This is a genomic window from Nocardiopsis sp. NPDC101807, assembly GCF_044766605.1.
GTDB classification, from domain to species: domain Bacteria; phylum Actinomycetota; class Actinomycetes; order Streptosporangiales; family Streptosporangiaceae; genus Nocardiopsis; species Nocardiopsis tropica.
On the sequence record NZ_JBIWMK010000001.1, the window covers coordinates 559026 to 584250 of the forward strand.

Below are 25225 nucleotides of genomic sequence, written 5' to 3' on the forward strand. Positions count from 1 at the left end.
GCGAACCGACACCAAGACGAGAGGGGCAGTCCGCCCATGAAGTTCACCGACGGCTTCTGGCAGATGAGGAAGGGCGTGCGCGCCCACTACGCGCGCGAGGTCCGCGACGTCCGCGTGGACGGGGACCGCTTCACCCTCTACGCGCCGGTGCGCCCCATCGGGCACCGCGGGGACACGCTCAACACGGCGCTGGTGACGGTCGACTGCTGGTCCCCGGCCCCCGGCGTGATCGGCGTCCGGACCACCCACCTGGCGGGCTCGGTGCGGCCCGCGCCCGAGTTCGACGTCCGGGGCGCCCCCGGCGCCGCCTCGGTCCGGCGGGACGGCTCCACCGTCGAGCTGACCAGCGGGGCGCTCTCGCTGACGGTGGACACCGACGGCCCGTGGCGGATGGAGTTCAGCGCCGACGGCACCGCTCTGACCGGCGTCGACGCGAAGGGGACCGGCTTCGTCGAGGACGCGGACGGGACCCACCACATGCTCGGACAGCTGTCCCTGGGGATCCGCGAGCTCGTGTACGGCATGGGCGAGCGGTTCACCCCGTTCGTGCGCAACGGCCAGACCGTGGACATCTGGCAGGCCGACGGCGGCACGAACAGCGAGCAGGCCTACAAGAACGTCCCGTTCTACATGACCAACCGCAACTACGGCGTGTTCGTCGCGCACTCCGGACCGGTGTCGTTCGAGGTCGGCTCGGAGTCGGTGGGCCGCGTGCAGTTCAGCGTCGAGGACCACGCCCTGACGTACTACGTCGTCCACGGGGCGGACCCCAAGGAGGTGCTGGACAGGTACACCGCGCTCACCGGCCGCCCCGCCCTGCCCCCGCAGTGGTCCTTCGGGCTGTGGCTGTCCACGTCGTTCACCACCTCCTACGACGAGGACACGGTGAACAGGTTCGTCGACGGCATGGCGGACCGGGGCGTGCCCCTGAGCGTGTTCCACTTCGACTGCTTCTGGATGCGCGAGTTCCACTGGTGCGACTTCGTCTGGGACCCGGAGGTCTTCCCGGACCCCGTGGGGATGCTCTCCCGGCTCAAGGCCAGGGGGCTGCGGACCTCGGTCTGGATCAACCCCTACATCGCGCAGCGGTCGGCGCTGTTCGAGGAGGGCGCCCGGCTGGGTCACCTGGTCCGGCGGCCGGACGGCACGGTGTGGCAGTGGGACATGTGGCAGGCCGGGATGGCGCTGGTCGACTTCACGTCCCCGGACGCCCGGGAGTGGTACGCCGGCAAGCTCAAGCCCCTGCTGGACATGGGCGTGGACTGCTTCAAGACCGACTTCGGCGAACGGGTGCCGACCGACGTCGTGTGGTCGGACGGCTCCGACCCGCACGGCATGCACAACTACTACACGCAGCTGTACAACGCGACGGTGTTCGACCTGCTCCTGCGTGAACGGGGCGAGGGCGAGGCGGTCCTCTTCGCGCGTTCCGCGACGGCGGGCGGCCAGAGCTTCCCCGTGCACTGGGGCGGGGACTGCGCCTCGACGTTCGAGGCCGTCGCGGAGAGCCTGCGCGGAGGGCTGTCGCTGGGGCTGTCGGGCTTCGGCTTCTGGAGCCACGACATCGGCGGCTTCGAGGGCACCCCGGACCCGGGGCTGTTCAAGCGCTGGCTGGCGTTCGGCCTGCTCTCCTCGCACAGCAGGCTGCACGGCAGCCGCTCCTACCGGGTCCCGTGGGAGTTCGACGAGGAGTCGACCGACGTGGCCCGCGCGTTCACCCGGCTGAAGTGCGAGCTCATGCCCTACCTGTTCGGGGCCGCCGTCCAGGCCCACCGGCGGGGCACGCCCGTGATGCGCGCGATGGTGCTGGAGTTCCCCGACGACCCGACCTGCCACCACCTGGACACGCAGTACATGCTGGGCGGCGACCTGCTCGTCGCCCCCGTGCTGAGCCCGGACGGCTCCGTCGAGTACTACGTGCCCGAGGGGGTGTGGACCCACCTGCTCACCGGAGAGGCCGTGCGGGGTCCGGGGTGGCGCCGCGAGGTCCACGGCTTCGACTCCCTGCCGCTGCTGGTGCGCCCGAACGCGGTCCTGCCCGTCGGCGCGGTGGGCGACCGCCCCGACTACGACTACACGGACGGCCTGACCCTGCGCGTGTACGGGGCCGGGGCCCCGGCCGCGCCGGCCGCCGGTCCGACCGTCGTGACCGTGCCGGCCGCCGACGGCTCCGACGCCGCCGTCTTCCGGGTCTCGCGCTCGGAGGACGGGGTCACCGTGGAGGCCGACCCGGCTCCGGCGCGGGGGTGGAGGGTCCTCCTGGTGGGCGCGCCCGGGGCCGTCCCCGCCGACCGGTCCACCGAGGCCGCCGACGGGGACGGCGGCACCCTGGCGTCGGCCCCCGCGGGCGCCTCGAGCCTGCGCCTGCGCCTGCCCTGACCTGGGGCGGCCCGGGGAGGACCGGTCCCGGCCCTCCCCGGGCCTCGTCGCGCCGGCCGTCCGTGCGGGGCCCGCGCCCGGTCCCCCTCGGACCGGGGCGTCGCGCGGCGGGCCGGGCGCCCGCCGGACACGCCCTAGAATCGCACGGTGCCCCGACGCGACCCCGAGATCCCGACACGCGACGCCATCGCCGCCGCCGCGGCCCACCTGTTCGTCGAACAGGGCTACTCCCGGACCTCGGTCCGCGAGATCGCCGCGGCGGCGGAGGTGGACCCCGCCCTGGTCATCCGCCACTTCGGCACCAAGGAGCGGCTGTTCCTGGAGACCGTCCGGATCGGCTCCGACCGGACGCCCTTCCTGGGCGGGCCGGTCGAGACGCTCGGGACGCGGTTCGTCGACTACATCCTGACGGTGGACGACCACACGCGCGGCATCTACCTCGCGCTGATCCGGGCCAGTGACGCCAGCACGGTGGGGTCGAGCCTGCACGAGGCCCACGAGCTGGCGTTCGTGCGCCCGCTGGCCGAACGCCTCTCCGGCCCCGACGCCCGGCTCCGCGCCCGCCTGGCCGCCGCGCTCGTCGGCGGACTGCTCTACAGCCTCTGGGTCGTCGGCGACCAGGAGCTGGCCGACGCCGACCACGGGGAGGTGGTGGCGCGCTACGGCGCCCTCCTCCAGGACCTCATCACCCCCGGCGGCTGAACGCCTCCCCGTGCCCGGCCCCCTCCCCCCCGGGAACCGGGCGCCGCGTCCGTCACTGGACGGACCAGCCCCCGTCGGAGGCGAGCACGACGCCGTTGACGTTGTCGCTGTCGTCGCTGAGCAGCCAGGTGATCGACGCGGCGAGCTTGTCCGCGTCGGCCACCTGCGGGATGAGCCGCATGAACTCACCGATGCGGGCCGTGCCGAACTCCGACCCGAAGGTCGCCTCGATCCCCGTCGCCACGGGCCCCGGGGCCACCGCGTTGACCCTGATCCCGTGCGGTCCGTACATGAACGCCGAGCTGCGCGTGATGCCGACGACGGCGTGCTTGGAGGCCGTGTAGGCGACCCCCGCCGCGTTGCCGCGCAGCGCCGCCTCGGAGGCCACGTTGACGATCGCGCCCCGCCCCGCGGCGAGCATGGCCGGGACCACCGCGCGCGAGAGCTTGAAGGTGCCGTCGACGTTGACCGCGAAGACGCGTTCCCAGGTCCGGTCGCTCACCTCGTGCAGGGGCGACATGTCGTCCATGATCCCGGCGACGTTGGCCAGGCCGTCGACGCGCCCGCCCGCCGCGTCGACGATCCGCGCCACGTCCTCGTCACCGGTGATGTCGGCGGCGACGGGCACGACCGTGTCCTCGGGCGAGGCGTCGACCAGGGAGCGGAGGCGGTCCTGCGCGATGTCCACGGCGATCACCCGGCCGCCCTCCCGCACGATCCTCGCGGCGGTGGCGCGGCCGATCCCCGACCCCGCTCCGGTGACCACGACCGTGCGCCCGGCGAACCGCGCACCGGTCGCGGACGCCTGCGGCTCCTCCTCGACGACGGGGGCGACCCCGCCGTTGGCGCGGAGCACGAGCTCGTCGACGAGCTCCTGCGGGAACCGGTCGCCGGCGATCTCGACGAGCTTGGCCAGCGAGAGCTTGCCGACGGGGCGCAGCGCGTCCGCGTCCTGCCCCGACCCCTCCAGCAGTTCGCGCAGGACCGGCCCTCCGGCGGGGTGCGCGAGCCACTCCTCCACCGTGTTCCCGGCGGTGACGGGCCTGTCGTTCGCGGTCATGTCTCCTCCTCGCCGGCGGGGTGCCGATCCCGCCGCTCGTGTGCGCCGTGCCTTCCACGGCACTGCTGTCAACTTAGTTGACACCCACGCCACCCTAAGCGACGGAAGGAGCACACGACCCGGGCGGGGGCTGCGACCCTGCTCTCACCAGGGTGGAAGGAGGACTCGCGCCGCCGAGGACCCGGCCCCGCCCCTGGGTCCGACGGCGACCGCGCGTGACCCGCACGGCCCCGGGCGGGGGCCGTGCGGATCGGATCGGGTGCGCCGACGGGCGGGAGCCACAGCCCGGGAGCGGGTCAGGCGCCCCGGACCGCCGGGGCGCCGACGGGCTCGGCGGCTCCGGACGCGGACAGGTCCCCCGCCGAGGGCTTCCGTCGCCCGGGCAGGAACGCGGCGATGGCGAAGGCGGTGAGGGCGGCGAGTCCGCCGATGCCCAGGACCAGGGTGAAGGCGCCCTGCGACGGGAGGTCCTGGCCGCCCACCGGCAGGGTCATGCCGGCCAGGACCATGCCGGTGACGGCGCTGGCCACGGAGGTGCCGATGGAGCGCATGAGGGTGTTGAGGCTGTTGGCCGCGGCCGTCTCGGACCGCGGCACAGCGGCCATGACCAGCGCGGGCATGGCGCCGTAGGCCAGGCCCACACCGGCGCCGATGACGGTGGAGGCGATCATGAGCTGCCAGATGCCGGACATGAGCAGCAGGCTCAGGCCGTAGCCGACCGCGACCAGGAGCGCGCCGCACATCAGCGTCGTCTTCGGGCCCATGGCGCGGGACAGTCGCGCCGAGAGCGGCGCCATCACCATCATGACCAGCCCGTTCGGGGCCATCACCAGCCCCGCGACCAGGATCGTCTGCCCGAACCCGTACCCGGTGGCCTCGGGCAGCTGGAGCAGCTGCGGGACGACCAGGGACATCGCGAACATGGAGAACCCGAACACCAGGGAGGCGGTGTTGGTGAGCAGGACCTGGCGGCGCACACTGGTGCGCAGGTCGACCAGGGGGTGCGGGGCACGCAGCTCCCACCAGCCCCACACCAGGAGCACCACGGCCGCCGCGGCGAGCATCGCCCCGGGAACCCCGCTGCCCCACCCCCAGTCCGAGCCCTTGGACACGGCCAGCAGGAGCAGGAGCAGCGCCGCGGACAGGCCGATCGACCCGGGCAGGTCGAACCTGCCCCCCGCACGGACCCCCGAGTCCGGGACGAGCGTGCGCACCAGGGCTGCGGCGGCGCCGGCCAGCGCCGCGGCGACCCAGAACAGCGTGTGCCAGTCCGCGGTCTGGGCGAGGAACGCCGCTGCGGGCAGACCGAGCGCGCCGCCCACCCCCAGGGACGCGCTCATCACCGCGGTCGCCCCGCCGAGGCGTTCGGGGGGCAGCTCGTCGCGCATGATGCTGATGCCCAGCGGGATGACCCCGGCCGCCAGCCCCTGGAGGGCCCGGCCCACGACCATCGGCGCCAGGCTGTCGGCGAGGGCGCAGAACACCGAGCCGACCACGAGGACCGCCAGGCTGAGGACCAGCATGGGGCGCTTGCCGTACATGTCGCCCAGGCGGCCCACCGTGGGGGTGGCGACCGCGGCGGCGAGCAGCGTGGCGGTGATCGCCCACGCCGTGTCCCCGGGGGTCGCCCCGAGGAAGCCCGGCAGCACGGGCACGAGGGGGATGACCAGGGTCTGCATGAGCGAGACGACGATGCCGCTGAAGGCGAGGACGCAGATGACCACGTTCGGCCGGGAGGGAGGGCGCGCGGGCGTCCGCGCTTCGGATGGGCTGGTGCGGGCATCGGTCATCGAGCAGGAACCCCCGTATTCGGACACGCGAAAGCGCCGACTTTTAAGTCAGGCGCATGACTTAGAATAACAGGACGCGCCGGGCCTCCTCCACGCCCGGCGGAAGTGGAGGAGGCCCCATCAGCGAGGGAACCGCCGACGGCCGCGGCGCCCGCCGGGAACGGGCACGACCCACGCGCACGTACGCGTCCGAGGGGCGCGGCCCCGGGAACGGGGGCCTGTCCCGGAGCGGGGAACAGGGGGCTGTCCCGGCGACACGGGGCGACCGTCCCGCGCGGACATCGGTACGGTGGTCGGCATGAGCGGCAGGGTGGCGAGGTCGGAGCGGGTGGCGGCGACGCGGGAGACGATCCTGTCGGCGGCGGAGCGGCTGTTCGCGGAGCACGGCGTGGCAGGGGTGTCCAACCGCCAGATCGGCCAGGAGGCGGGACAGGGCAACAACACCGCGGTCACCTACCACTTCGGTTCCAAGGAGGGGCTGGTGCGCGCGATCGTGCGCCGCCGCACCGGGCCCGTCGAGGACGTGCGGCGCCGCATGGTGGCGCGGGTCGACGGATCCTCCGAGGTCAGGGACTGGGTGGCGTGCATGGTCGAGCCCCTGGCCCAGCACCTGGACGACCTGGGCACGCCCTCCTGGTACGGGCGCTTCAGCGCCCAGGCGCTGGCCGACCCCGCCTTCCGGGGGATCGTCTCACTGGAGGCCATGGAATCGCCCTCGCTGGTGCGCACCGGGGAGGAGCTGCGCAGGTGCCTGCCCGACCTGCCCGCCCCCGTGCGCCGCGAACGCCAGGACATGGCCCGCCACCTCATCGTGCACACCTTCGCCGAGCACGAGCGGGCCCTCGCCGAGGGCGAGCCCACCCCCAGGGGCTCGTGGCACGAGGCCGCCACCGGCCTGACCGACGCGCTCACCGGCCTGTGGCTGGCCCCCGTCACCGCCCCCTCCGCCCGCCCGGAGCCGAGCGCCGCCGGCGACCGCGCCCGCTGACCTGTAGCGGCGGCCGCTGGGGGCGGGGGAACCGCCCCGGCCCGCGCGGCCCGTACCGGGCGCTCCGCCCTCCCCATGGCGTCGATCACGTTCGACCGCCGGACGGACAAACGGCCGATAGGGTCCTCAACACCGGCAAAGGGGCCCTCCCCCACCCGGCCCGGGCGCAGTCATGCGCCCCGCGGAGGGGAACACGCCCCGGCACAGGTCCCCGCCCCTCCCCTCCCCCCACCGAGAGAAGTCGTGTTCCATGGCATGCGAAAACGTCGGGAGCGAGGGCTCTCGCCGCGGACAGCGGTCCCCCTCGGCCCTGAGCCGAGCCCCCTTGAGCACCCGGTCAGGAGCCCGCGGATGAGCCGACGCGTACTGGTCACCGGAGGCGCTTCCGGCTTGGGCCGGGCCCTGGTCGCCGCCCTTGCCGCCCGGGGCGACCGGGTCCTCGCCACCGACCTCGCCGAACGGGCTCCCGCAGACCTGCCCGGGAAGGCTGACTACCTGCGGTTGGACGTGACCTCGGACGAGGACTGGGCGACGGCCCTGGCCCGTGTCGAGGAGCGGTGGAACGGCCTGGACCTGTTGGTCAACAACGCGGGCGTGGCCTCGGGCGGGCGGATAGACGTGGTCACCCCGGCGGAATGGGAGTGGATCACCGGGACCAACCTCCTCGGGGTGGTCCGCGGCTGCCACACCTTCACGCCCCTGTTCAAACGCCAGGGTTCGGGCCACATCGTGAACGTCGCCTCCATGGCGGGGCTGCTGCACCCGCCGCAGATGAGTTCCTACAACGCCGTCAAGGCCGCGGTCGTGGCTCTGAGCGAGACCCTCTCCCACGAACTGGCGCCCTACGGGGTGCGCACGTCGGTGGCCTGCCCCTCGTTCTTCCGCAGCGGCCTGGCCTCCTCCCTGCGCGGGAGCGACACATCCGTGGAATCGGGTGCGGCGCGACTCATCGACGGGTCGAGGCTGGGCGCCGACGACGTCGCCGCCCGGATCCTCCGCGGCGTGGAGCGGGGCCGACCGCTCATCCTCACCGACTGGGAGGGACACCTCGCGTTGCGCGCCAAACGCCTGCTGCGGCCCCTCCACGACCACGTGATGCGGCGGCTCGCCGGGAACGCCCGCCGCAAGAACGAGGACGCCCCCGCTCCGGCGCTCCCCCACCGTTCCAGGCGACCGCGGTGACACCACAGCGACCAGGGAGCCGGCATGATCTCCGTGCCGGGCCCCGCGTCCTCCTGTGAGAGCGCGTTCGACTCCCCCGACCGGCGCGGCCCCGCCCCGCGGGTGTCCCCGACCGCGGCAGGCCCGGAGGCCACGAGGGCACCGACACCGCCGGCTGCGACCGGTACGCCGCTCGGCGGCCGAGGCCATGGACGAGATCCTGCACGACGTGGGCTGACAGCCCACCCGACCCCGGTCCAACCCCACCGGAGACGCAAAAAGAGGCCCGCCGACCGGCGAACCTCTCTCTGACCTGCTACTACTCTGTCGGGACGGCGGGATTTGAACCCACGACCCCTTGACCCCCAGTCAAGTGCGCTACCAAACTGCGCTACGTCCCGGCCGCTGGGCGGGCACCGTCTCCGGTCCCGCCAACAGGTAAAACTGTAGCGCATCCGGCAGTGCTCTCGAACCGCCCACACCTTTCGGACGGCCCTCGCCCGAGGGCGATCGCGCCCCGGTGGGCCGGCCGTGCACCCCTCCGGGCCCGGAGCTCCCCCGTGTCCGTTCCGGCTCCCGGGAGCGGCGGCTCCGCGCGGTACCGTGGGGCGTTTCGCGCTCCCGGGTCTCCGCCCGGCTCCGGCGCGCCGCGTCCACGGCACCGCCGCCGCAGGGCGTTCCTCCCTTCCACACGACAACTGGAGCCACGCATTGACCGAGCAGAGGGCGCACGCCTGGGGTCGCGAGCTCCGCGACGTCCACCAGCGGCTGCGCGACGCCCTGGAGGTGGCCCGCGAGGCCATCGCCGACGGCGCGGCGGCCGGGTCCGTCTCCCGCGACCTCCGGCTCTTCTGCCTCGGGTTCTGCACCGCCCTGAACGGCCACCACACGAGCGAGGACGCCGCCCTCTTCCCCCTCCTCCTGGAGCGCCGCCCCGACCTCGCGCCCGTCGTCGCGAAGCTCAAGCAGGACCACAGCATGATCGAGTACCTCATCGCCGGCCTGCAGAGGGCCGTGGACTCCGGGCACGGCGCCGAGGAGCAGCTGCGCCATCTCGACGGGATCGAGGCGGTCATGGAGACCCACTTCCGGTACGAGGAGAAGCAGATCACCGGCGTCCTCGACGAGATCGCCGACGAGGGGCTGGACAGGCGGACCCTGCTGGGCCCCCTCGCCTGAGCCCCGACGAAGGTCCCCGGCCCCGTCCCGCCACAGGGTCAACCGAGGTCCTCCTCCCCGAGCAGCCCCTCCCCCACCAGGTCCGACCACAGCGCGTCCGGTACCGGTCGGGCGAACAGGTCGGCGTTGCGCCGGGCCTGCTCCGCCGACCGCGCGCCCACGAGGACGGTGGCCACCGCCGGGTGCCGGGCCGCGAACGCCATCGCCGCCCCCGGCAGGGACACCCCGTGGCGGCGGGCGACACCGGCGACCGCGGCGGCCCGGGAGCGCACCTCCGGCGACGCCGCCGCGTAGTCGTAGGTCGCGTCCTCGGCGGGTTCGTCCGTGGCGAGCACGCCGCTGTTGAACACCCCGGCCGCGATCACCGACACCCCGGCGCGCAGGCAGGCCGGGAGCATCGTGTCCGCCGCCGACCGGTCCAGGAGCGTGTACCTCCCGGCGAGCAGCACCGCGTCCACGTCGGTCTCCACCGCGAAGCGCTCCAGCATCCCGGCCTGGTTCATGCCCGCGCCGATGGCGCCGACCACCCCCTGGTCGCGCAGCTCGTGCAGCGCGGGGTAGGCCTCGCCCACGGCCTGTTCCCAGTGGTCGTCGGGGTCGTGGAGGAGGACCAGGTCGACCCGGTCCAGGCCGAGCCTCTCCAGGCTCCCCTCCAGTGACCGCAGCACGCCGTCCGCACTGAAGTCCCACCGGCGGGTGTGCGTGGCGGGGACGTCGAAACCGTGGTCGTCGCGTTCCCCGCTCCGGTGCGGGGTCGGCTCCAGCAGCCTGCCCACCTTGGTCGACACGGTGTACCGGTCCCGGGGCAGGCCGGCCAGCGCGCGTCCCAGCCGCCGCTCGGACAGGCCCAGCCCGTAGTGCGGTGCGGTGTCGAAGTACCGCACCCCCGCGTCCCACGCCGCGCGCACGGCGTCGTGGGCGGCCTCCTCCGCCACCGCCCGGTCCATGCCGTTGCCGATCCCCACGGCGCCGAACCCGAGCGGGCCGACCTCCACCCGCGAGCGTCCCAGCCTGGTCGTCCCCATGCGCTCCCCTTCTCCGTGTGCCCACGGACCACTCTCGAACGCTGCACCCCTCACCGGAGCCGGCGGGCGTACCGCGCCGGGGACCTGTCTAGCCGACGGGCGCCGGATCCGCCACGGGGGCACGGAGCTCGGCGACGACCTGCCGTGCGACGGTGCGACCGGCGCGGTTGGCCCCGATCGTGCTCGCCTGGGGACCGAAACCCGCGAGGAACAGGCGGGGGTTGCGCACCGAGCGCCCCTGTTCGACGCGGACTCCTCCGCCGGGCTCGCGCAGGCGCAGCGGCGCCAGGTGGGTGAGCTCGGCCCGGAACCCGGTGGCCCAGATGATGGCGTCCACGGGGGCGAACGTCCCGTCGGCCCAGCGGACCCCGTCCGGTTCGACCGAGGAGAACATCGGCCGGGCCACGAGGAGCCCCCGCTCGGCGGCGGCCAGGTTCTCCGGGGTGGCGGGGAGGCCGGTGCCGCTGACGATGCTCGGGAGCGGCCGCCCGGCCCTGGCCGCCTCGTCGGCCATCCGCACCGCCGTGACGCCCGCCTCCGGGTCGTCGGTGAACTCGACGGGCCGGCGGGTGGCCCACACCGTGGCCGCCGCCACACCCTCCAGCTCGCGCAGGAACCCGACCGCGGAGGTGCCCCCGCCCACGACGAGGACGCGTTTCCCCCGGAAGTCCTCGGCGGAGCGGTAGCCGGTCGTGGAGATCTGCGTGCCCCGGAACTCCGCGGCGCCCGCGAAATAGGGCCGGAACGGGCGTGCCCACGTCCCGCTGGCGTTGACGAGGACCCGGGCGCCGATGTCGCCCCGGTCGGTCGTGAGGAGGAACCCTCCGCGGCCGTCCTCGTGGACCCCGGTGACCTCGACGGGTCTGCGCACGTCCAGCGCGAACGCCTGCTCGTAGCGTTCGTAGTAGTCGGCCACGACCTCCCTGGCCGCCCTCGTCCGGTCCGCGGTGGCGAAGCTCAGACCGAGTTCCCCCATGCCGGGCAGGTCGTTGACCTTGTGCGCGGTGTCCAGTCTCAGCGACTCCCACCGGAACTGCCAGGCCCCGCCCGTACCCGGCCCCCGGTCGAGGACCACCAGGTCCGATCCCGGGGTGAGCCCGAGGCGCCTCAGGTGCCAGGCCACCGACAGGCCGGCCTGTCCCGCGCCCACGACGACCACGTCGGCCGAGCCCGGCAGCTCCGGCCCGGCTCGTCCCTCTCCGTCCGCCATCCGCGTCCCTTCCGTCGTCCGCTGTCAGGGGGCAACAACGGCGGCGGGCGGTTCATGCCGGATCCCCTGCGCCCGCTCCGGACGGTCGCCGGGCGGTACGTGGGACGGCTCGACCACGGCGGGCCCGGTGCCCCCTCCGAAGTGGGCGGCGCCGGGGCACGGGCCACGTCCCGTGCGCGATCGAAGACGTCGAGCTCGGCACCGCCCGCACGGCGCGGGAACGGGTGCGGCGGTGCGGATGCTCCCGCGCCGCCGCGCCCGTGTGGGGGGCGCTTCAGTCCTTCCACTCCTGGATCATCGTGTCCGAGGCGTGCACGCACATGAGGCGCAGCCGCCCGGTGCCGGTGTTGGTGAACCCGTGCCACACGTGGGGCCGGACGACGGCGGTGTCGCCCGTCCTGGCGACGACCCGCTCCTCACCCACCGTGATGGTCGCCTCCCCCTCCAGGACGGTCCACGTCTCGGTGTACGGGTGGCGGTGCAGGCCGGGGCCCTGGCCGGGGTCGTTGTCCACGAGGAAGAAGGAGATTCCGGAGCCGTGGAGGTACCCCTCGAACCTCAGGGTCCGGGAGTCGCCGACCAGCAGCTCCCCGGCGGGCACGACGGCCGGTACGGTCACATCGCTCATGGTCCTCACCCTCCGAACTCGAACTCGACGACCGGCCACACCTCGGCGGGGCCGACGGTGGCGGGGTCGTAGCGGTACAGCAGCTTGATCTTCACGGTTCCTACTGGGGGGCTTGTCCCGGTGCCTCCACTCTGGCGGGCCGGCCCCGTGCGCCTCTACTCTTTCGACATGGGTCGAAACCTGGTCCGGTTCCGGATCGGCGCCACGGACATCTCCTCCATCCGTTTCGGCATCTCCCCCGGCCACGAGCTGTGCCACGCTGTCCGCGTGCTCCAGAACCCGCCGGAGCACCCCCTCCAGTGGGGCTGGCTCCGCTCGGTGCGCTCGGCCATGCCGCGGGGGGCCTTCCGGGTGCTGCGGACGGTGATCGGCCCGGAGGGCTACTTCCCCGACTTCCTCACCTCGACGCCGACGTGGGACATGGCCCCGGCCGACGAGGTCGAACGCCTGCGCAGGGTGCCGGCCGAGTCCGTCCGGGCGGACCTCACCAAGGTGCTCGCCCGCTCGGAGGGGCTGCGCCACCGGATCATCGCCGACATGTTCGCCCACCCGGAGCGGACCCGGGTCCAGGTGGCGGACGCCTGGGAGGAGGTCTGGGGGGCCGCGCTGGCCCCGCACTGGCCCCAGATCAGACGGCTCATCAGCGCCGACATCGACCTGCGCGTGCGCCGCGTGGGCGTGGACGGGGTGGCCGCGATGGTCGGCTCGCTCCACGGCTCCGTCGCGTGGCACCGCGACGCCATCGAGATCGAGATGCGCAAGCACAGCGAGGAGGTCGACTGCGAGGGCGGCGGGGTGGTGCTCGTGCCCTCCGTCATGAGCACGCCCCGCTGCTCGGTGCTCACCGAGCCGCCCGCGCAGCCGACGCTGTTCTACCCCGTGCTCGGGCTCTCCGCGTCGTGGACGCAGGAGCGCTCGGCGGTCGAGGAGGCCCTGGTGGAACTGCTCGGCTCGGGCCGGGCCCGCGCCCTGCTGTCCCTGGACGGCCCACGGTCGACCTCGGAGGTCGCCGACGCGTGTGCGACGGCCGTGTCCACGGCGTCACACCACCTGACGATCCTGCGGAAGGCCCAGCTGGTGCACAGCCGGCGCGACGGGACGCGGATGCTGCACGCCCGCACACCGCTGGGCGAGGCCCTGCTCGGCGCGGGCTCCTGACCCGCCCCGCTCTGACGGAGCGGGTAGCCTTCCCACCGTGCGACTCTCCGACATCTCCGTACAGGGCGCTCACCGCACGCCCTTCACGAGCGGTTTCGCCGCGCCGGGGCCGGTACAGCTGCGGGCAGGCACTCGTGGTTGAGCCGCCAGTTCCGCACGGGGCCGCCGACTGGAAACCTCCGAAGGGGTCGTGGGCGTCATCGGCCGCCAACCGGCGCAGTATGCGCGGCAACCGCAGCCGCGACACCAAGCCCGAACTCGCCCTCCGCAGGCTGGTCCACGCCGTCGGCCTGCGCTACCGGGTGGCCGCCAAGCCGCTGCCCAAGATGCGGCGGACCGCAGATTTGCTGTTCCGTCCCACCCGTGTGGCGGTGTTCGTGGACGGCTGCTTCTGGCACGGCTGCCCGGACCACTTCGTCCCGCCCAAGACCAACCCCGGGTACTGGGAGGACAAGATCCGCGGCAACATCAGCCGCGACCGCGACACCGACTCCCAGCTGGCGGAGGCAGGATGGCTGGTGCTGCGCTTCTGGGAGCACCAGGATCCCGCCGAGTGCGCCAAGGCCGTCGTCGAGACCGTCTCAGCCCGTAAGGGTGAGCTGGAGCTGCTCCGGAAGCACGGTTAGCTCCGCGGGCGGCGCAGCGGGTGGCACAGCACCGGTGTCGAAAGACCGCAGCGCGGCAATGATGGATTCACCCACCGCTTGGGCCACCGGCGACGGAAAGGCGTTGCCCACCTGCCGGTAGGCGGCGGTCTTGCGCCCGATGAACTCCCAGTCCTCGGGGAAGCCCTGGATGATCGCGGCCTGGGCGACGGTGAGCTTGGGCCCGCGCTCGCCGAACAGGTCCCGGTCCTCGTCCTTGGTCTTGCCGAGGTCGTCGGCGACACCGTGTCCGTCCACACCCAGTTCGCCCCAGGCCCGTTTGGCACGCGTGGGGCCCAGGTCCGCTCCGCCGTGCTTCTTCGAGCCGCCCACCAGGGTGGGGGCAACGGTGTCCCGTTCCTCGGCCTTCTTCTTCCACCTGCGGTAGTAGTCCATCGCGTCGGGGCGCTCCGAGGCGGCGTAGCGCGCCCTCATGGTGGCGTCCAGGGCTTCAGCGACCTTGACGGGATCCGCGCTGCCCCGGGGCGCCTGGAAATGGTCTGCCTCCGCCGCTCGCATGGCGACCAGGATCGCTCGGGGGCGGAGCTGGGGCACGCCGTAGTCCCGGGCCTCCAGCACCTTCCACATCAGGACCCGGTAGCCCAGCTCCTCCAGGCGCGCGCGGATGCGGTCCCGGTAGGGGGCGAACTTGTGGAAGGGCTCGAGCAGGCCCCGCACGTTCTCGATCATCACCGCGCGGGGGCTCAGCTCCTCCACCATGTCGAGCATGACGGGGAACAGGTCCCGTTCGTCGTCCTCACCCAGCTGCTTGCCGGCCAGGGAGAAGGGGGGGCAGGGGACACCTCCGGCCAGAAGGCTCAGGGAACCGGGGGGCACACTCTGTTTGAGGGCGTCCATGTCGAAGTCCGTCAGGTCCCAGTCAAGGACCTCGCAGTCCTCCCACCCCTGTTTGCGGGTGTTGTGCCGCAGCGTCTGCACGGCGTGGGGGTCGACCTCGATGAGCGCCCGGTGGCGGAAGCCGGCGTTGTGCAGCCCCACCGCCTGCCCGCCCGCGCCGGCGCAGATCTCCAGGGACGTGTACTCGCCCTCCCTACCCGACATCCTCTGCCTTTCTGTCCTCGCCCCGCCGACCGCTGCGGTCCGGCCGCACTGCACTCATCGAACACCCGGCGGAAAGACCGCTTCCGACCACGATGGTGTCATGGCGTGCGGGCGAAACCGCCAGTGCATCGGCAGAAGTTTCCCCACAGGACCCGAGGTGCTTCTGAGGGGCGATTCTACGCATGTGCTAGAGCGCAGGAGCAGAACCGGCAGAGCCCCCGCCGCAGTGCCCCGGAAGGGTACCGCGCAACGGCGGAGGCCTCCTCCCTCCCCTGCGCCGGCACCCCTCCGCAGCCGGGGGCTGGTCGAACCGCTAGCGGGGAGGAGGCCGCAGACGTGCCGGGAGAGCCCTGAGCCCCCAGCAGGGGAGTGTCGGGAAGCACACCTCGGGTGTGGCCTTCGGCACGCCGGCACCCTGACTTCCGCCGGCACAGGAGAGGAGAGAAGCGCTCCCGTCTGCCTGCCGCCAACAGCAGAGGCCGCCAGCGGTGCGCCCGGCGACCCTCCCTTCAGGCCTTCCCGCGCAGCGGTGTCGACCCCCTCGGACAGATTCGCACCACCCAGGCACACCAGAAAACTACATTAAAAGGGATATATGGGGACAATATGCCCAAAGGTGGGGCCTGAGCCCTCCCTTCTTCGCATGCCGCCGCCGACAACGCCGGGGCGGCAGACTTGCCTGCCGGTCCGGGAGGCAGTCAAGAAAATGCAAGTAACTGCAAGAGAGAAAACCGGCGCATCTCCTTCCAAATCCGAAAAAACTAGGTAAAGTCGGTCCACGTCACCTGCAGAGCGTGCGGCGGTGGAACGCGATCCGTTCCCCTCCCGCCCGCATGCCTTGCTCCTCCTGTGCGTTCACCGGCGGTCCGCCTCCGCAGGCAGGGGGCGCGCATACCCCTCACCCTTCAGGCGGACGAGAAAGCAAGACCCCCGACAGAACGCGGTGCACAAGAGCCCCCTCCCCCGAACGCCTACAGGTACCGGACCAGCCTTCCCGAAGGACTTCCGGGCTCTGCAGCGCCCTACGGAAACCAGACACGAGGTAAGCCATGCCCTCTTCCTCCCCGAACCCAGGGGACAACGACGCCTCCCTTTTCGCAGACTTCCTGGCGGAGCTCCTCGCAGAACACGGGCTCCAGCAGAGCCAGGTGGCAAAGGCTGCGGAGAAGGTCGCCGAGCGCAACACGGGTGAGCGGGACCGCCTGCACCGCGTCTCCTGGTCGACCCTGAGCAGGACCCTCAACAAGAAGCTGAGCCGCCCGCCGGTACGGGCCAAGTTCAACACCCTCACCCTGGCCTGCCTGTATGCGGCAAGGGAAACAGCGGGCGAGGCCGACCCCCTGCCGGACCTCCGCGAGGCGGACCGGCTCTGGAACCGGTGGCAGGAGTTCAGGCGGCAGGCTCTGCCCGTAGAGTTCCGGGGCTACCGGCAGGGGCACCAGCAGCCAGCCGCAGTTGCCCCGCCCGCTCCGGCCAAGGCCCCCCGGAAGGACGCCGAACAGCTCAGGTACGAAGCGGCCTACGGGAGGGCTGGTGCCACCCTGCTTGCCGCTGCCCGTTCCCCGGAGGCAGACCCGGAGGCGGCCCTGGTCCTCGCACTGCTGCGCCTCCTCGACAGCCACCCCGGAGAGGGGGAGGCCTGGCTCCGGACGGCGGAATCCCTGGGGAGCGCGGAGGCGGACGGTCTCCTGGGGGTTCAGGCGCCGCAGGAGCGGAAACTCAGCGCGGCCCGCCAGGCCGTCGAGACAGCCGCTTCCGCCAGCAGCCTCCTCGGCGAGGGGGAGATCCGGCCTCTGCTCCTCGAACGGGCGGCGCGGTCAGGCGTGCGCGAGGCGGCACACCAGCTGGCCGCCTACTACGCCGGTGCCGGAGAAGCCGGCCACGCGGCCCGCTGGAGCACAGCCGCGGTCCGGGCGAACTAGAGACAGCACGACACAGACACTGGAAGGAGAGCGTTCATGCGCCCTGTATGGAACGACCCGGAGCTGCGGGCCGGCACGAGGATCAAGGTCGCCCTGTGGCTCCTGGACGAGGTCGGGGAGGGGAACTTCTTCACCAAGGCCGAGCTGCGGGACGCGTTTCCCGGGGTCGAGCAGGTCGACCGCCGTATGCGCGACCTCAGGGCCAACGGGTGGGTCATCAACACCAACCGCGAAGACCCCGGCCTGCCGCTGAACACGCTGTGCTTCGTCCGTACCGGCGACGCCGTGTGGGACCCCCGTGCCCGTCGGAGCGCGCCGCAGGAGATCAGCAGCAAGGAGCGGGCCGCCGTCATGGCCGCCGACGACTACATGTGCACTGTGTGCGGCATCGCCGGCGGCGAGGAGTACCCCGACTCCCGCCGGGGGGAGACGGCGCAGCTGTCCGTGAGCGCCAAGAAGGAGACCCTGGAGGACGGGTCGGTGGAGCAGCGGTACCTCACCCAGTGCAAGCGGTGCAAGGCCGGCGGCGCCCAGGATGCGGCCCCGCAGCTGCACGACGTCCTGACAGCCCTCGACATGGTCAGCGCGGAAGAGCGCGAGGAGCTCGCGCAGTGGGTCCGGCGCGGCAGGAGGTCCCCCCGCAGGGTGGAGCAGCTCTGGACGGAGTTCCGCCGCCTCCCGGCTGATTCGCGCGAGTCCGTGGCCGACCGGCTGCGGAACCAGCCCTAGGCAGAACCTGGGGTCTGAAGATCCCGCCGGCCGGGGCCAGCACGCGCCCCGGCCGGACCGAGACGAGAAAAAGAGGCGTAGACATGAACCCCGCAGAGATCGCGGAAACCCCGGGCAGCAGCACTGTCCGCGCCAGGGTAGAGGCCCGGCTTGAAGAGGCGAACCGGGCCGATGGAGCCCCCGAGACCGTACGGGTGGAGTGGCGGGGACAGCCGGCCAACTTCAAGGTCGTCACCGTGCCGCTCGAGGACCTCCTCTACAACCCGGAGACCCACCGGATCCGCGCGCAGCGCTCCCACGACCCGGTGTTCGACGCCAAGCTCGCGGAGGACCCCTGGTCGAAGGAAAGCCAGGACTACCTGCACAGGCTCCTCCAGTGCAAGCCGGACAACCCCGACGCCACGGACCCCGACTTCGAGAAGCTCAAGGAGGATCTGCAAGAGTACGGCCAGAAGGACGCAGGGATCATCACCCCGAGCGGCATCCTGGTCAACGGCAACACCCGGTGCGCCGCCCTCAGGGATCTGAATAGGAACGTCTTCCGCGCAGCCGTCCTGCCGGCCACAGCGACCTGGGCCGACATCGCGGCGGTCGAGCTGGAACTGCAGCTCCGCAAGGACCGCCGCCGCGACTACTCCTATATCAACCGGTTGATCGCGGTCCATGAGCAGACCTCGGCTGGACGCACGCCCCAGGAACTGGGGAAGGACTTCCGGACCACGCCGAAAATGATCGAGCGGGACCTCTGGGTCTACGAGTTCATCTCCGACGCGATCGAGCGGAGCCGGGGCGAGCTCGGCGGAGGGGGCACGACCAGCCTGCGCCTGATGGACTTCGAGGGCCACCAGGAGACCCTGTCGGAACTGCACCGCAGCTACCACAAGGCAACCGACACGGGCAAGGCCGAAGCACTGCGGGAGAACCGGCTGCTCGCCATCGTCCTGGGCACCGCCAAGACCAAGGTCCGCTATGTCGGCCACGACTTCCACAACGCCTACCTCGTCCCCAAACTGGGCGAGGAGTTCGCCCAGTCGGGCAAGCCCGTGGATGAGGCCTTCTCCCTGCCCGGGCTCGACCTCGGCGAGGACTTGCCCCTCCTGGGGGACGAACCGGACACCCTGCGCGCACGCGCCTTCACCGATCGGGTCCTCCGGGCCAGGGCGAGGCAGGCCGCCGCTTCCCAGCTGACCGCTGAGGAGGCCTCCGAAGCCCGCACCGTGCTCGAACAGGTGAAGGAGGCGGTCGAGCAGGGGGTGCACGAAGCCGAGTGGGTGGACCGCCGCGCCAAGCGCAAGAGCGCTGCGGCCAAGACCCTCCAGGAAGCCGCCAAGCTCGTCAGCGAGTCGACGCAGCAGGCCTCCCAGGCGCGCAGCCAGGACCTCATGGAGCACCGTGCTCTGGACGAGTCGCTCCTGGAACTCGCCACCGCCCTGAAGAAGCTCTCCCGCGTCGCCTCCCGCGGTGTGGAGGAGCCCGGCCCCGGACTGTCCTGGCTGCAGGACGCGGTCGCGGACCTGTGAAGGAAGACTCTCCCGTGCCTACTCTCGCCATCAGGCTCTCCCCGTCCGGCACCACCGTGGTCCTGGAAGCGGACGCCTCCCACACGGCCGACCTCAGTCGGCTGACCCACCGTTTCCGCGGTTCCTCCTACCAGTCCCCCGAGATCGTCCATGTCCCCCTCGACAACTTCCTCTCCAGCGTCCAGTCGCTGAAGATCTGGCCCTCGAAGGATGTCCGCTGGGACACTGCGGTCGCCAACCTCGTACGGGACTCCGCACGCGAGGCGAAGGAAGCCAAGGCGAGGCTCAGCAATGACGGCTCCTCCCCCTCCGAGGTCTGCGCCGATGACGTCGACGGCCTGCTCGACCCCGGTTGGCTGGCCCCCCTGACCTCTTTCCAGAGAAGGGACATCGGCAGGCTCCTCTCCATGGGGCACGGCGCCAACTTCAGCGTCCCCGGTGCCGGGAAGACTCGTGTCGCCCTGGCTGACTTCCACGCCTCGCGGAACCGTGGCGAGGTCCTCCGCATGCTCGTCGTGGCCCCGAAGTCGGCCCACGGCAGCTGGACGGAGGAGGTGGAACTGTGCTTCGAGAAGCCTCCCGTCGTCCACATCGCCGACAGCGGGATGCTGGACCCGCTGGCCGAGATCGTGGTCATCAACTACGAGCGCCTCGCCGGCAGCCAGGACGCGCTGGCGAAGTGGCTCAGCGCGGAACCGTCCATGCTGGTCCTGGACGAGGCGCACCGGATGAAGCGCGGTGCGCAGGGCGTCTACGGGGCGGTGTGCCTGGCCCTGGGGCCGCTCGCGCGGCGCCGGCTCGCCCTCAGCGGCACGCCGGCGCCCAACGGCGCCAAGGACCTGCAGAGCCTCTTCTCCTTCGTCTGGCCCGGCCAGGGGGGGCGGACGGTCGAACGCGCCATCGCCGACCGCAGCCTGCGCGACGCCAGCGCGATCCTCAAGCCGTTCTTCTGCCGAACGACCAAGCAGGAGCTCGGCCTTCCCCCCCTCGACCCCCGTGTCGTCCGCGTCCGCCTCGACGACTGGCACCGGGAGCTCTACTCGGCGATCGCCGGAGAGGAGGGCCTCCGGGCGGCGGGCAGCGGCCAGGGCAGCGAAGGCCTGGAGAAGTACGGCCGTGTCTCCATGTACCTGATCATGGCCGCGGCCTCCCCCGCCCTGCTGTCGGAAGGCGGGAGCAAGTACGAGCCCCTGCCCTACGACCTCCCCCGCCTGGAGGTGCCGCAGAACCCGACCCTCAGGCAGATGATGGACAACCTCCCCCGCTACGAGGACTCCCCGAAGTACAAGGAGGCCTGCAAGATCGTGCGCGCGAACGCCGCACGGGGCCGGAAGACGATCGTGTGGTCGACGTTCGTCCGCAGCCTGACCACGCTCGAGAAGATGCTGGCCGACTGCGCTCCCGCCGTCGTCCACGGCGGCACCGCTGACCGCGACGAGCAGATCGACAGGTTCCGCAAGGACCCCGACTGCCTCGTCCTGCTGTCCAACCCCGCGACTCTCGGTGAGGGCATCAGCCTCCACCAGGTCTGCCATGAGGCCGTGTACGTGGACCGGGACTTCACCGCCGGCCGGTTCCTGCAGAGCCTGGACCGGATCCACCGCCTCGGCCTGGCACCCGGCACGGAGACGAACGTGCGCATCCTGATCGCGGAGAAGACGATCGACGAAGTCATCGAGGAGCGCCTCGCCGCCAAGCTGCGCTTCATGGGGGCGGTCCTCGACGACCCCGGGGTCGAACAGCTCGCGGACCTGGCCGACGAACCCGCCGCGCCGGCCGGGCTGGAGCGCTCGGACATGGAAACCCTGATGCGGCACCTGCACGGGGACCTCCGGCAGTGAGGCGGCCCCGACTGGGCCGAGCGCAGGGCCCGCCAGCGCGGATACCCAGCTGGTTCACTGTGCAGAACGCTGCGTGACGGGCACGGGCCCGGGAGGCGACGACGCGCCTCCCGGGCCCGTGCCAGGTCGCGGATACGGAGGCACGACGCCGCTGGAACGCGCAGGGGTCGACCCGCCCCCGCGCGAGGGCGGGAGAAGGCGTCCCCCGGCTCGCACGCCTGCCTCCGGGCGCAACCGGCCATGGCGGAAGGGGTAGGAGGAGAGCAGAGGGCCCGGAGGGAATCCGCGTGGCCGGGGAGGGGCCCGCGTCACCGGCTCGGGAGGGGGCCGCACCTCCGTGTCGGACCGGCGGGGAAGGAAAAATACGTCCTTCCACTCTCAACGTATAGCGCACCGGGGGGCTTGCGGCAAGACCCGGGTCGTGCCGCAGAATCATCGCTCGTGGACGGAGCACACGGTTCCGGCAACCACGGCACGCGTGTGCCGTCGCAGGTCGGGCGGGGCTCGCGCGGACGCCGCACCGGCGGGGAAGGCGGTCGGTGGCGGGCGCCCCCAGGAGCTGCCGGCGGCCGGGACGCCATGACGAGGGACAGGGGCATTCATGATCGACGTGATCGTGGTCGGCGGTGGGCCGACCGGCCTGATGCTGGCCGGTGAGCTGCGGCTGCACGGCGTTGACACGCTCGTGCTGGAGAAGCTGACCGAGCCGACCGGGCACTCCCGGGGGCAGGGCCTGCACGCGCGCAGCGTCGAGGTGATGGACCAGCGCGGTCTGCTGGACCGGTTCCTCGCGGTCAGCGAGAAGTTCCGGGTCGGCGGCCTCTTCGGGGGCGTCACCAAGCCGTGGCCGGAGCGGTTGGACACGGCCCACCCGTACGGTCTCGCCACCCCGCAGCCGGTCACCGAGCGGCTGCTGGAGGAGCGCGCCCTCGAACTGGGCACGAGGATCCGGCGCGGCTGCGAGGTGGTCGGCCTGGAGCAGGACGGGGACGGGGTGGACGTCGAGCTGGCGGACGGCACCCGCCTGCGCTCGCGCTACCTCGTGGGGTGCGACGGCGGGCGCAGCACGGTGCGCAAGCTGGTCGGGATCGGCTTCCCCGGCGAGCCCGCCGAGGTCGAGACGCTGCTGGGCGCCATGGAGGTGGCCGCGGATCCGGAGGTGATCGCCGCCGCCGTCGCGAAGGTCCACCGGACCCAGCTGCGGTTCGGCCTCGCCCCCGCCGCCGAGGAGGGCGAGGGGGTGCACCGCGTCATCGTGCCCGCCGAGGGGGTGGCCGAGGACCGCGCGGCCGCGCCGACCCTCGACGATTTCAAGCGGCAGTTGCGGGCCTTCGCGGGCACCGACTTCGGCGTGCACTCGCCGCGCTGGCTGTCCCGCTTCGGCGACGCCACCCGGCAGGCGGAGCGCTACCGGGAGGGCCGGGTGCTGCTGGCCGGGGACGCGGCGCACATCCACCCGCCCACCGGCGGGCAGGGGCTCAACCTGGGTGTGCAGGACGCGTTCAACCTCGGCTGGAAGCTGGCCGCCTCGGTCGGGGGCCGGGCGCCGGAGGGGCTGCTGGACACCTACCACGAGGAGAGGCACCCGGTCGGCGCCCGCGTGCTGGACAACACCCGCGCGCAGATCACGATGCTGGGCGCCGGCCCGGGTGCGGCGGCGCTGCGGGGGCTGTTCTCGCGGCTGATGGACTTCGAGGAGGTCAACCGGTACGTGACCGGCATGATCACCGCGGTCGACGTCCGCTACGACTTCGGCGAGGGGCACGAGCTGCTCGGCAGGCGGATGCGCGACGTGGAGCTGGGACGGGGCGGCCGCCTGTACGAGCTGATGCACGGGGGCCGGGGGCTGCTCCTGGACCGGACCGGGCGGCTCTCCGTCCGGGGCTGGGCCGACCGCGTCGACCACGTCGCGGACACCGGCGGGGAACCGGACGCGCCCGCCGTGCTGCTGAGGCCGGACGGGCACGTGGCGTGGGTCGGCGAGGACCAGCGGGAGCTGGCAGGCCCGCTGTCGAGGTGGTTCGGCGCCGCCTCGGACTGATCCGGCGGCGGCCGTCCCCCAGCCGGGAACGACCGCGGGGGCCCGTCCTCGGACGGGCCCCCGCGGCGTGTCCGCGCTCAGCCCGCCGCGCGGGGTCGGCCCTCCGATCGGACCGCGCGTGGTCCGCGCGGGTCCGTTCAGGGCCCCGTTCCGCCGTCGGCGAGCCGGTACCGCAGCGCGCCCGAAGGGCAGCGCCGCACCACTTCGACCAGTCGGTCGGCGGTGGCGCCGTCCGGCCGGATCCACGGGCGCCGAGCCGTGTCGAACACCTCGGGCAGGCCCCGGACGCACTCGGCCGCGTGCCGGCAGAGACCGGCCTCGAAGGTGACCGCGACCGACCGCCCCTCGTACGTCTTCTTCCCGGGGCCTCCGCCCGTACCGGCCCCCGTGTCCGCCGTGTCCGACCGTTCAGTCACTGACCCTGCTCCGGGACTGGTACAGCAGGTCCTGGTACTCGGGGTGCCGGGCGATCCAGCCCGCGAAGAAGGGGCAGGTCGCGAGCACCCGCAGGTTCGCGGCCCGCGCCTGGTCGAGGGCGGTGCGGGCCAGCGCGGACCCGACCCCCCTCCCCTCGTACTCCGGCTCGACCTCGGTGTGCACGAACGCGACGAGTTCCGCCGTGCGGATGTATCCCGCGATGCCCGCGACCCCGGTCTCCCCGTCGACGCGGGCCTCGTAGCGCTTGGCCTCGGGCGCATCGCTCACTTCGACTGCCATACGGCCTCCTCCTCGATCGGCGGGCCGGGCGTCACACCGGCCCGGCAAAGATGATTCATCAACGTGTTCCTGCAGCGTGCCGGCAGGGCCGCCGCCCCCGGCGGGACCGGGGCATCACCCGCCCGGGCGGGCGGACCGGGGACGCCGGCCGCCGCCTCCGCCGCCTCCGCCGCCCCCGAGCCCCGGGCAGGGCAGGACGGGTCGCCGGAGAACCCGGCGACCCGTCGCCACGGCAGCGTTCGGCCCCGCCATCCGGCGGCGAGGGCCTTCGCCCGCGGAAGGGCGAGCCCTCCGCACGACGGTTCCGGCGGTGACACCGCGATCCTCCGCGCCCCGTTCCGGATCCGCCCGGCTCACGGCCGGACATCCCCTGGAACCGGACCCGTGCCCCCGAGCACCCGCCCAGCCGATGCGGACCGGGTCCGTTCCGCGGTCGTGTCAGACGCCGCTTCCGGCGCGGCCGGCCAGCAGCTGCGTCTCCCAGGCGAAGGCGATGCCGGTGGCTCCGGCGTACTGCGTCTGGACCTCGATCATGCCCGGCAGGGTCTCCTCGCGGGCCCAGTCGCGCTGCCACTCCCCCGCCACGGCCAGCCAGGTGATGGGTACCACGCCGGCCTGGACCATGCGCCGCACGGCCATGTCGTGGGCCTCCGCCGAGATGCCGCCCGAGGCGTCGGTGACGACGAAGACCTCGAAGCCCTCGCCCGCCGCCTGGATCGCCGGCATGGCCACACAGATCTCCGTCCAGAGACCGGCGATGATCAGCTTCTTCCTGCCGGTCGCCTTGACGGCGTCGACGACGCGCTCGTCCTGCCAGGTGTTGATGAACGTGCGGTCGATCGGCTTCTGCTCCGGGAACACGTCCTGCAGTGCCTGGATGAGGTAGCCGCCGCGCTCCTCCAGCACCGTCGTCAGGATGGTCGGGACGTCGAACACCTTGGCGGCCTTGGCGAGGCCGACGGTGTTGTTGACGACCATCGACGGCTCGTGGCTGTTCAGGTTGGTGAACTGGAACGGCTGGTGGTCGATCAGGACGACGACGCTCTCCTCGGGCGTCAGCAGTGCCTGAAGTCCGTTCTTGGCTTCGGTGCTCACAGGGGGTTCCTCTCAAGGTTCTCGTGTGCTGGGGGTTCGGCCGGGACACCGTCGATCCCTACGCGGGCGACACGGGCACACGCGCCCGCACCGGAGCCCCGGGGACCGGACCGGCCGACGACGCGCGGCACCGGTCGGCACGGCTCCGCGGACCGGGGCGACCTCCGCAGGGGGACGGCCCTTCGCCGCAGTGGCGGCACATCCCCACCAATGAGGTGATGCGTCAACCAAATTAGCACCATTGGATGATGTGTCAACCAAATGAGGCCGACCTCCGCCACCGCCCCCCGGAGGCAGATCCCCGCCCGGCGAGTTGATCCATCACCTACCGTTCCGGTGATGCATCAACTACCATCGGGGGCGCCCGTCCCGGG

Annotated in this window: 21 protein-coding genes and 1 tRNA gene; 12 read left to right on the forward strand and 10 right to left on the reverse strand. The window is 72.6% G+C overall.

Going from position 1 to position 25225, the window contains the following annotated elements:
- Positions 1-36 precede the first annotated feature (36 nt).
- Positions 37-2379 carry an alpha-xylosidase gene (gene yicI / locus ACIRPH_RS02420; protein ID WP_402908341.1) on the forward strand — a complete coding sequence of 781 codons (2343 nt, stop codon included), beginning with the start codon at positions 37-39 and terminating at the stop codon, positions 2377-2379.
- A 147-nt stretch (positions 2380-2526) separates the two neighbouring features.
- Positions 2527-3081, forward strand: coding sequence for a TetR family transcriptional regulator (locus tag ACIRPH_RS02425; protein WP_402908343.1), 555 nt, complete (start codon positions 2527-2529; stop codon positions 3079-3081).
- A gap of 52 nt (positions 3082-3133) precedes the next feature.
- Here ACIRPH_RS02425 and ACIRPH_RS02430 read toward each other — a convergent pair whose 3' ends face one another.
- Together ACIRPH_RS02430 and ACIRPH_RS02435 are read right to left on the reverse strand one after the other, a co-directional pair.
- Positions 3134-4141: an SDR family NAD(P)-dependent oxidoreductase gene (locus tag ACIRPH_RS02430; RefSeq protein ID WP_402908345.1), complete on the reverse strand. Its 1008-nt coding sequence runs from the start codon at positions 4139-4141 to the stop codon at positions 3134-3136.
- 296 nt (positions 4142-4437) lie between these two features.
- Positions 4438-5931, reverse strand: coding sequence for an MFS transporter (locus ACIRPH_RS02435; protein WP_402908347.1), 1494 nt, complete (start codon positions 5929-5931; stop codon positions 4438-4440).
- 298 nt (positions 5932-6229) lie between these two features.
- Between ACIRPH_RS02435 and ACIRPH_RS02440 the strand changes: the two genes are divergently transcribed.
- Positions 6230-6919: a TetR/AcrR family transcriptional regulator gene (locus ACIRPH_RS02440; protein ID WP_402908349.1), complete on the forward strand. Its 690-nt coding sequence runs from the start codon at positions 6230-6232 to the stop codon at positions 6917-6919.
- Positions 6920-7270: 351 nt separating this feature from the next.
- On the forward strand, positions 7271-8101 hold the full coding sequence (locus ACIRPH_RS02445) for an SDR family NAD(P)-dependent oxidoreductase (RefSeq protein ID WP_402908351.1): 831 nt from the start codon (positions 7271-7273) through the stop codon (positions 8099-8101).
- A gap of 306 nt (positions 8102-8407) precedes the next feature.
- Here the strand turns inward: ACIRPH_RS02445 and ACIRPH_RS02450 are convergent.
- Positions 8408-8481, reverse strand: a tRNA-Pro gene (locus ACIRPH_RS02450).
- Positions 8482-8791: 310 nt separating this feature from the next.
- Between ACIRPH_RS02450 and ACIRPH_RS02455 the strand changes: the two genes are divergently transcribed.
- Complete coding sequence (locus ACIRPH_RS02455) at positions 8792-9259, forward strand: hemerythrin domain-containing protein (protein WP_402908353.1); 468 nt, start codon at positions 8792-8794, stop codon at positions 9257-9259.
- A gap of 38 nt (positions 9260-9297) precedes the next feature.
- Here ACIRPH_RS02455 and ACIRPH_RS02460 read toward each other — a convergent pair whose 3' ends face one another.
- From ACIRPH_RS02460 to ACIRPH_RS02470, 3 genes are all read right to left on the reverse strand, one after another.
- The gene (locus ACIRPH_RS02460; protein ID WP_402908355.1) at positions 9298-10284 is read right to left on the reverse strand and encodes an aldo/keto reductase; all 987 of its coding nucleotides are present in this window, start codon (positions 10282-10284) and stop codon (positions 9298-9300) included.
- Between the two features lie 88 nt (positions 10285-10372).
- Complete coding sequence (locus ACIRPH_RS02465; protein ID WP_402908357.1) at positions 10373-11494, reverse strand: NAD(P)-binding domain-containing protein; 1122 nt, start codon at positions 11492-11494, stop codon at positions 10373-10375.
- 274 nt (positions 11495-11768) lie between these two features.
- The gene (locus ACIRPH_RS02470) at positions 11769-12122 is read right to left on the reverse strand and encodes a cupin domain-containing protein (protein ID WP_402908359.1); all 354 of its coding nucleotides are present in this window, start codon (positions 12120-12122) and stop codon (positions 11769-11771) included.
- 168 nt (positions 12123-12290) lie between these two features.
- Here ACIRPH_RS02470 and ACIRPH_RS02475 point away from each other — a divergent pair, with 168 nt between their 5' ends.
- Both ACIRPH_RS02475 and ACIRPH_RS02480 read left to right on the forward strand, forming a co-directional pair.
- On the forward strand, positions 12291-13280 hold the full coding sequence (locus ACIRPH_RS02475) for a DUF5937 family protein (protein ID WP_402908361.1): 990 nt from the start codon (positions 12291-12293) through the stop codon (positions 13278-13280).
- A gap of 134 nt (positions 13281-13414) precedes the next feature.
- Positions 13415-13906 (forward strand): very short patch repair endonuclease, encoded by a 492-nt coding sequence (locus ACIRPH_RS02480; RefSeq protein ID WP_402908363.1) that lies wholly within the window; start codon positions 13415-13417, stop codon positions 13904-13906.
- Here the strand turns inward: ACIRPH_RS02480 and ACIRPH_RS02485 are convergent.
- Complete coding sequence (locus ACIRPH_RS02485) at positions 13862-14986, reverse strand: DNA cytosine methyltransferase (protein ID WP_402908365.1); 1125 nt, start codon at positions 14984-14986, stop codon at positions 13862-13864. The genes ACIRPH_RS02480 and ACIRPH_RS02485 overlap by 45 nt on opposite strands.
- 1049 nt (positions 14987-16035) lie before the next feature.
- Here ACIRPH_RS02485 and ACIRPH_RS02490 point away from each other — a divergent pair.
- From ACIRPH_RS02490 to rox, 5 genes are all read left to right on the forward strand, one after another.
- A complete protein-coding gene (locus tag ACIRPH_RS02490) occupies positions 16036-16908 on the forward strand; it encodes a hypothetical protein (protein WP_402908367.1) in 873 nt (290 codons plus the stop codon).
- Positions 16909-16944: 36 nt separating this feature from the next.
- Positions 16945-17637, forward strand: a complete 693-nt coding sequence (locus ACIRPH_RS02495; protein WP_402908369.1) for a hypothetical protein — start codon at positions 16945-16947, stop codon at positions 17635-17637.
- Between the two features lie 83 nt (positions 17638-17720).
- A complete protein-coding gene (locus ACIRPH_RS02500; RefSeq protein ID WP_402908371.1) occupies positions 17721-19157 on the forward strand; it encodes a hypothetical protein in 1437 nt (478 codons plus the stop codon).
- 14 nt (positions 19158-19171) lie between these two features.
- Positions 19172-20998 carry a DEAD/DEAH box helicase gene (locus tag ACIRPH_RS02505; RefSeq protein ID WP_402908373.1) on the forward strand — a complete coding sequence of 609 codons (1827 nt, stop codon included), beginning with the start codon at positions 19172-19174 and terminating at the stop codon, positions 20996-20998.
- 601 nt (positions 20999-21599) lie between these two features.
- Complete coding sequence (rox, locus tag ACIRPH_RS02510) at positions 21600-23039, forward strand: rifampin monooxygenase (RefSeq protein WP_402908375.1); 1440 nt, start codon at positions 21600-21602, stop codon at positions 23037-23039.
- A gap of 137 nt (positions 23040-23176) precedes the next feature.
- On the opposite strand, the gene ACIRPH_RS02515 is transcribed toward rox, so the two are convergent.
- The 3 genes from ACIRPH_RS02515 to ACIRPH_RS02525 form a co-directional block, all read right to left on the reverse strand.
- Complete coding sequence (locus ACIRPH_RS02515) at positions 23177-23455, reverse strand: (4Fe-4S)-binding protein (protein WP_402908377.1); 279 nt, start codon at positions 23453-23455, stop codon at positions 23177-23179.
- Positions 23448-23756: a GNAT family N-acetyltransferase gene (locus ACIRPH_RS02520; protein WP_402908379.1), complete on the reverse strand. Its 309-nt coding sequence runs from the start codon at positions 23754-23756 to the stop codon at positions 23448-23450. The genes ACIRPH_RS02515 and ACIRPH_RS02520 overlap by 8 nt, the downstream gene beginning before the upstream one ends.
- 438 nt (positions 23757-24194) lie before the next feature.
- On the reverse strand, positions 24195-24851 hold the full coding sequence (locus ACIRPH_RS02525; protein ID WP_402908381.1) for a hydrolase: 657 nt from the start codon (positions 24849-24851) through the stop codon (positions 24195-24197).
- Positions 24852-25225: the final 374 nt, after the last annotated feature.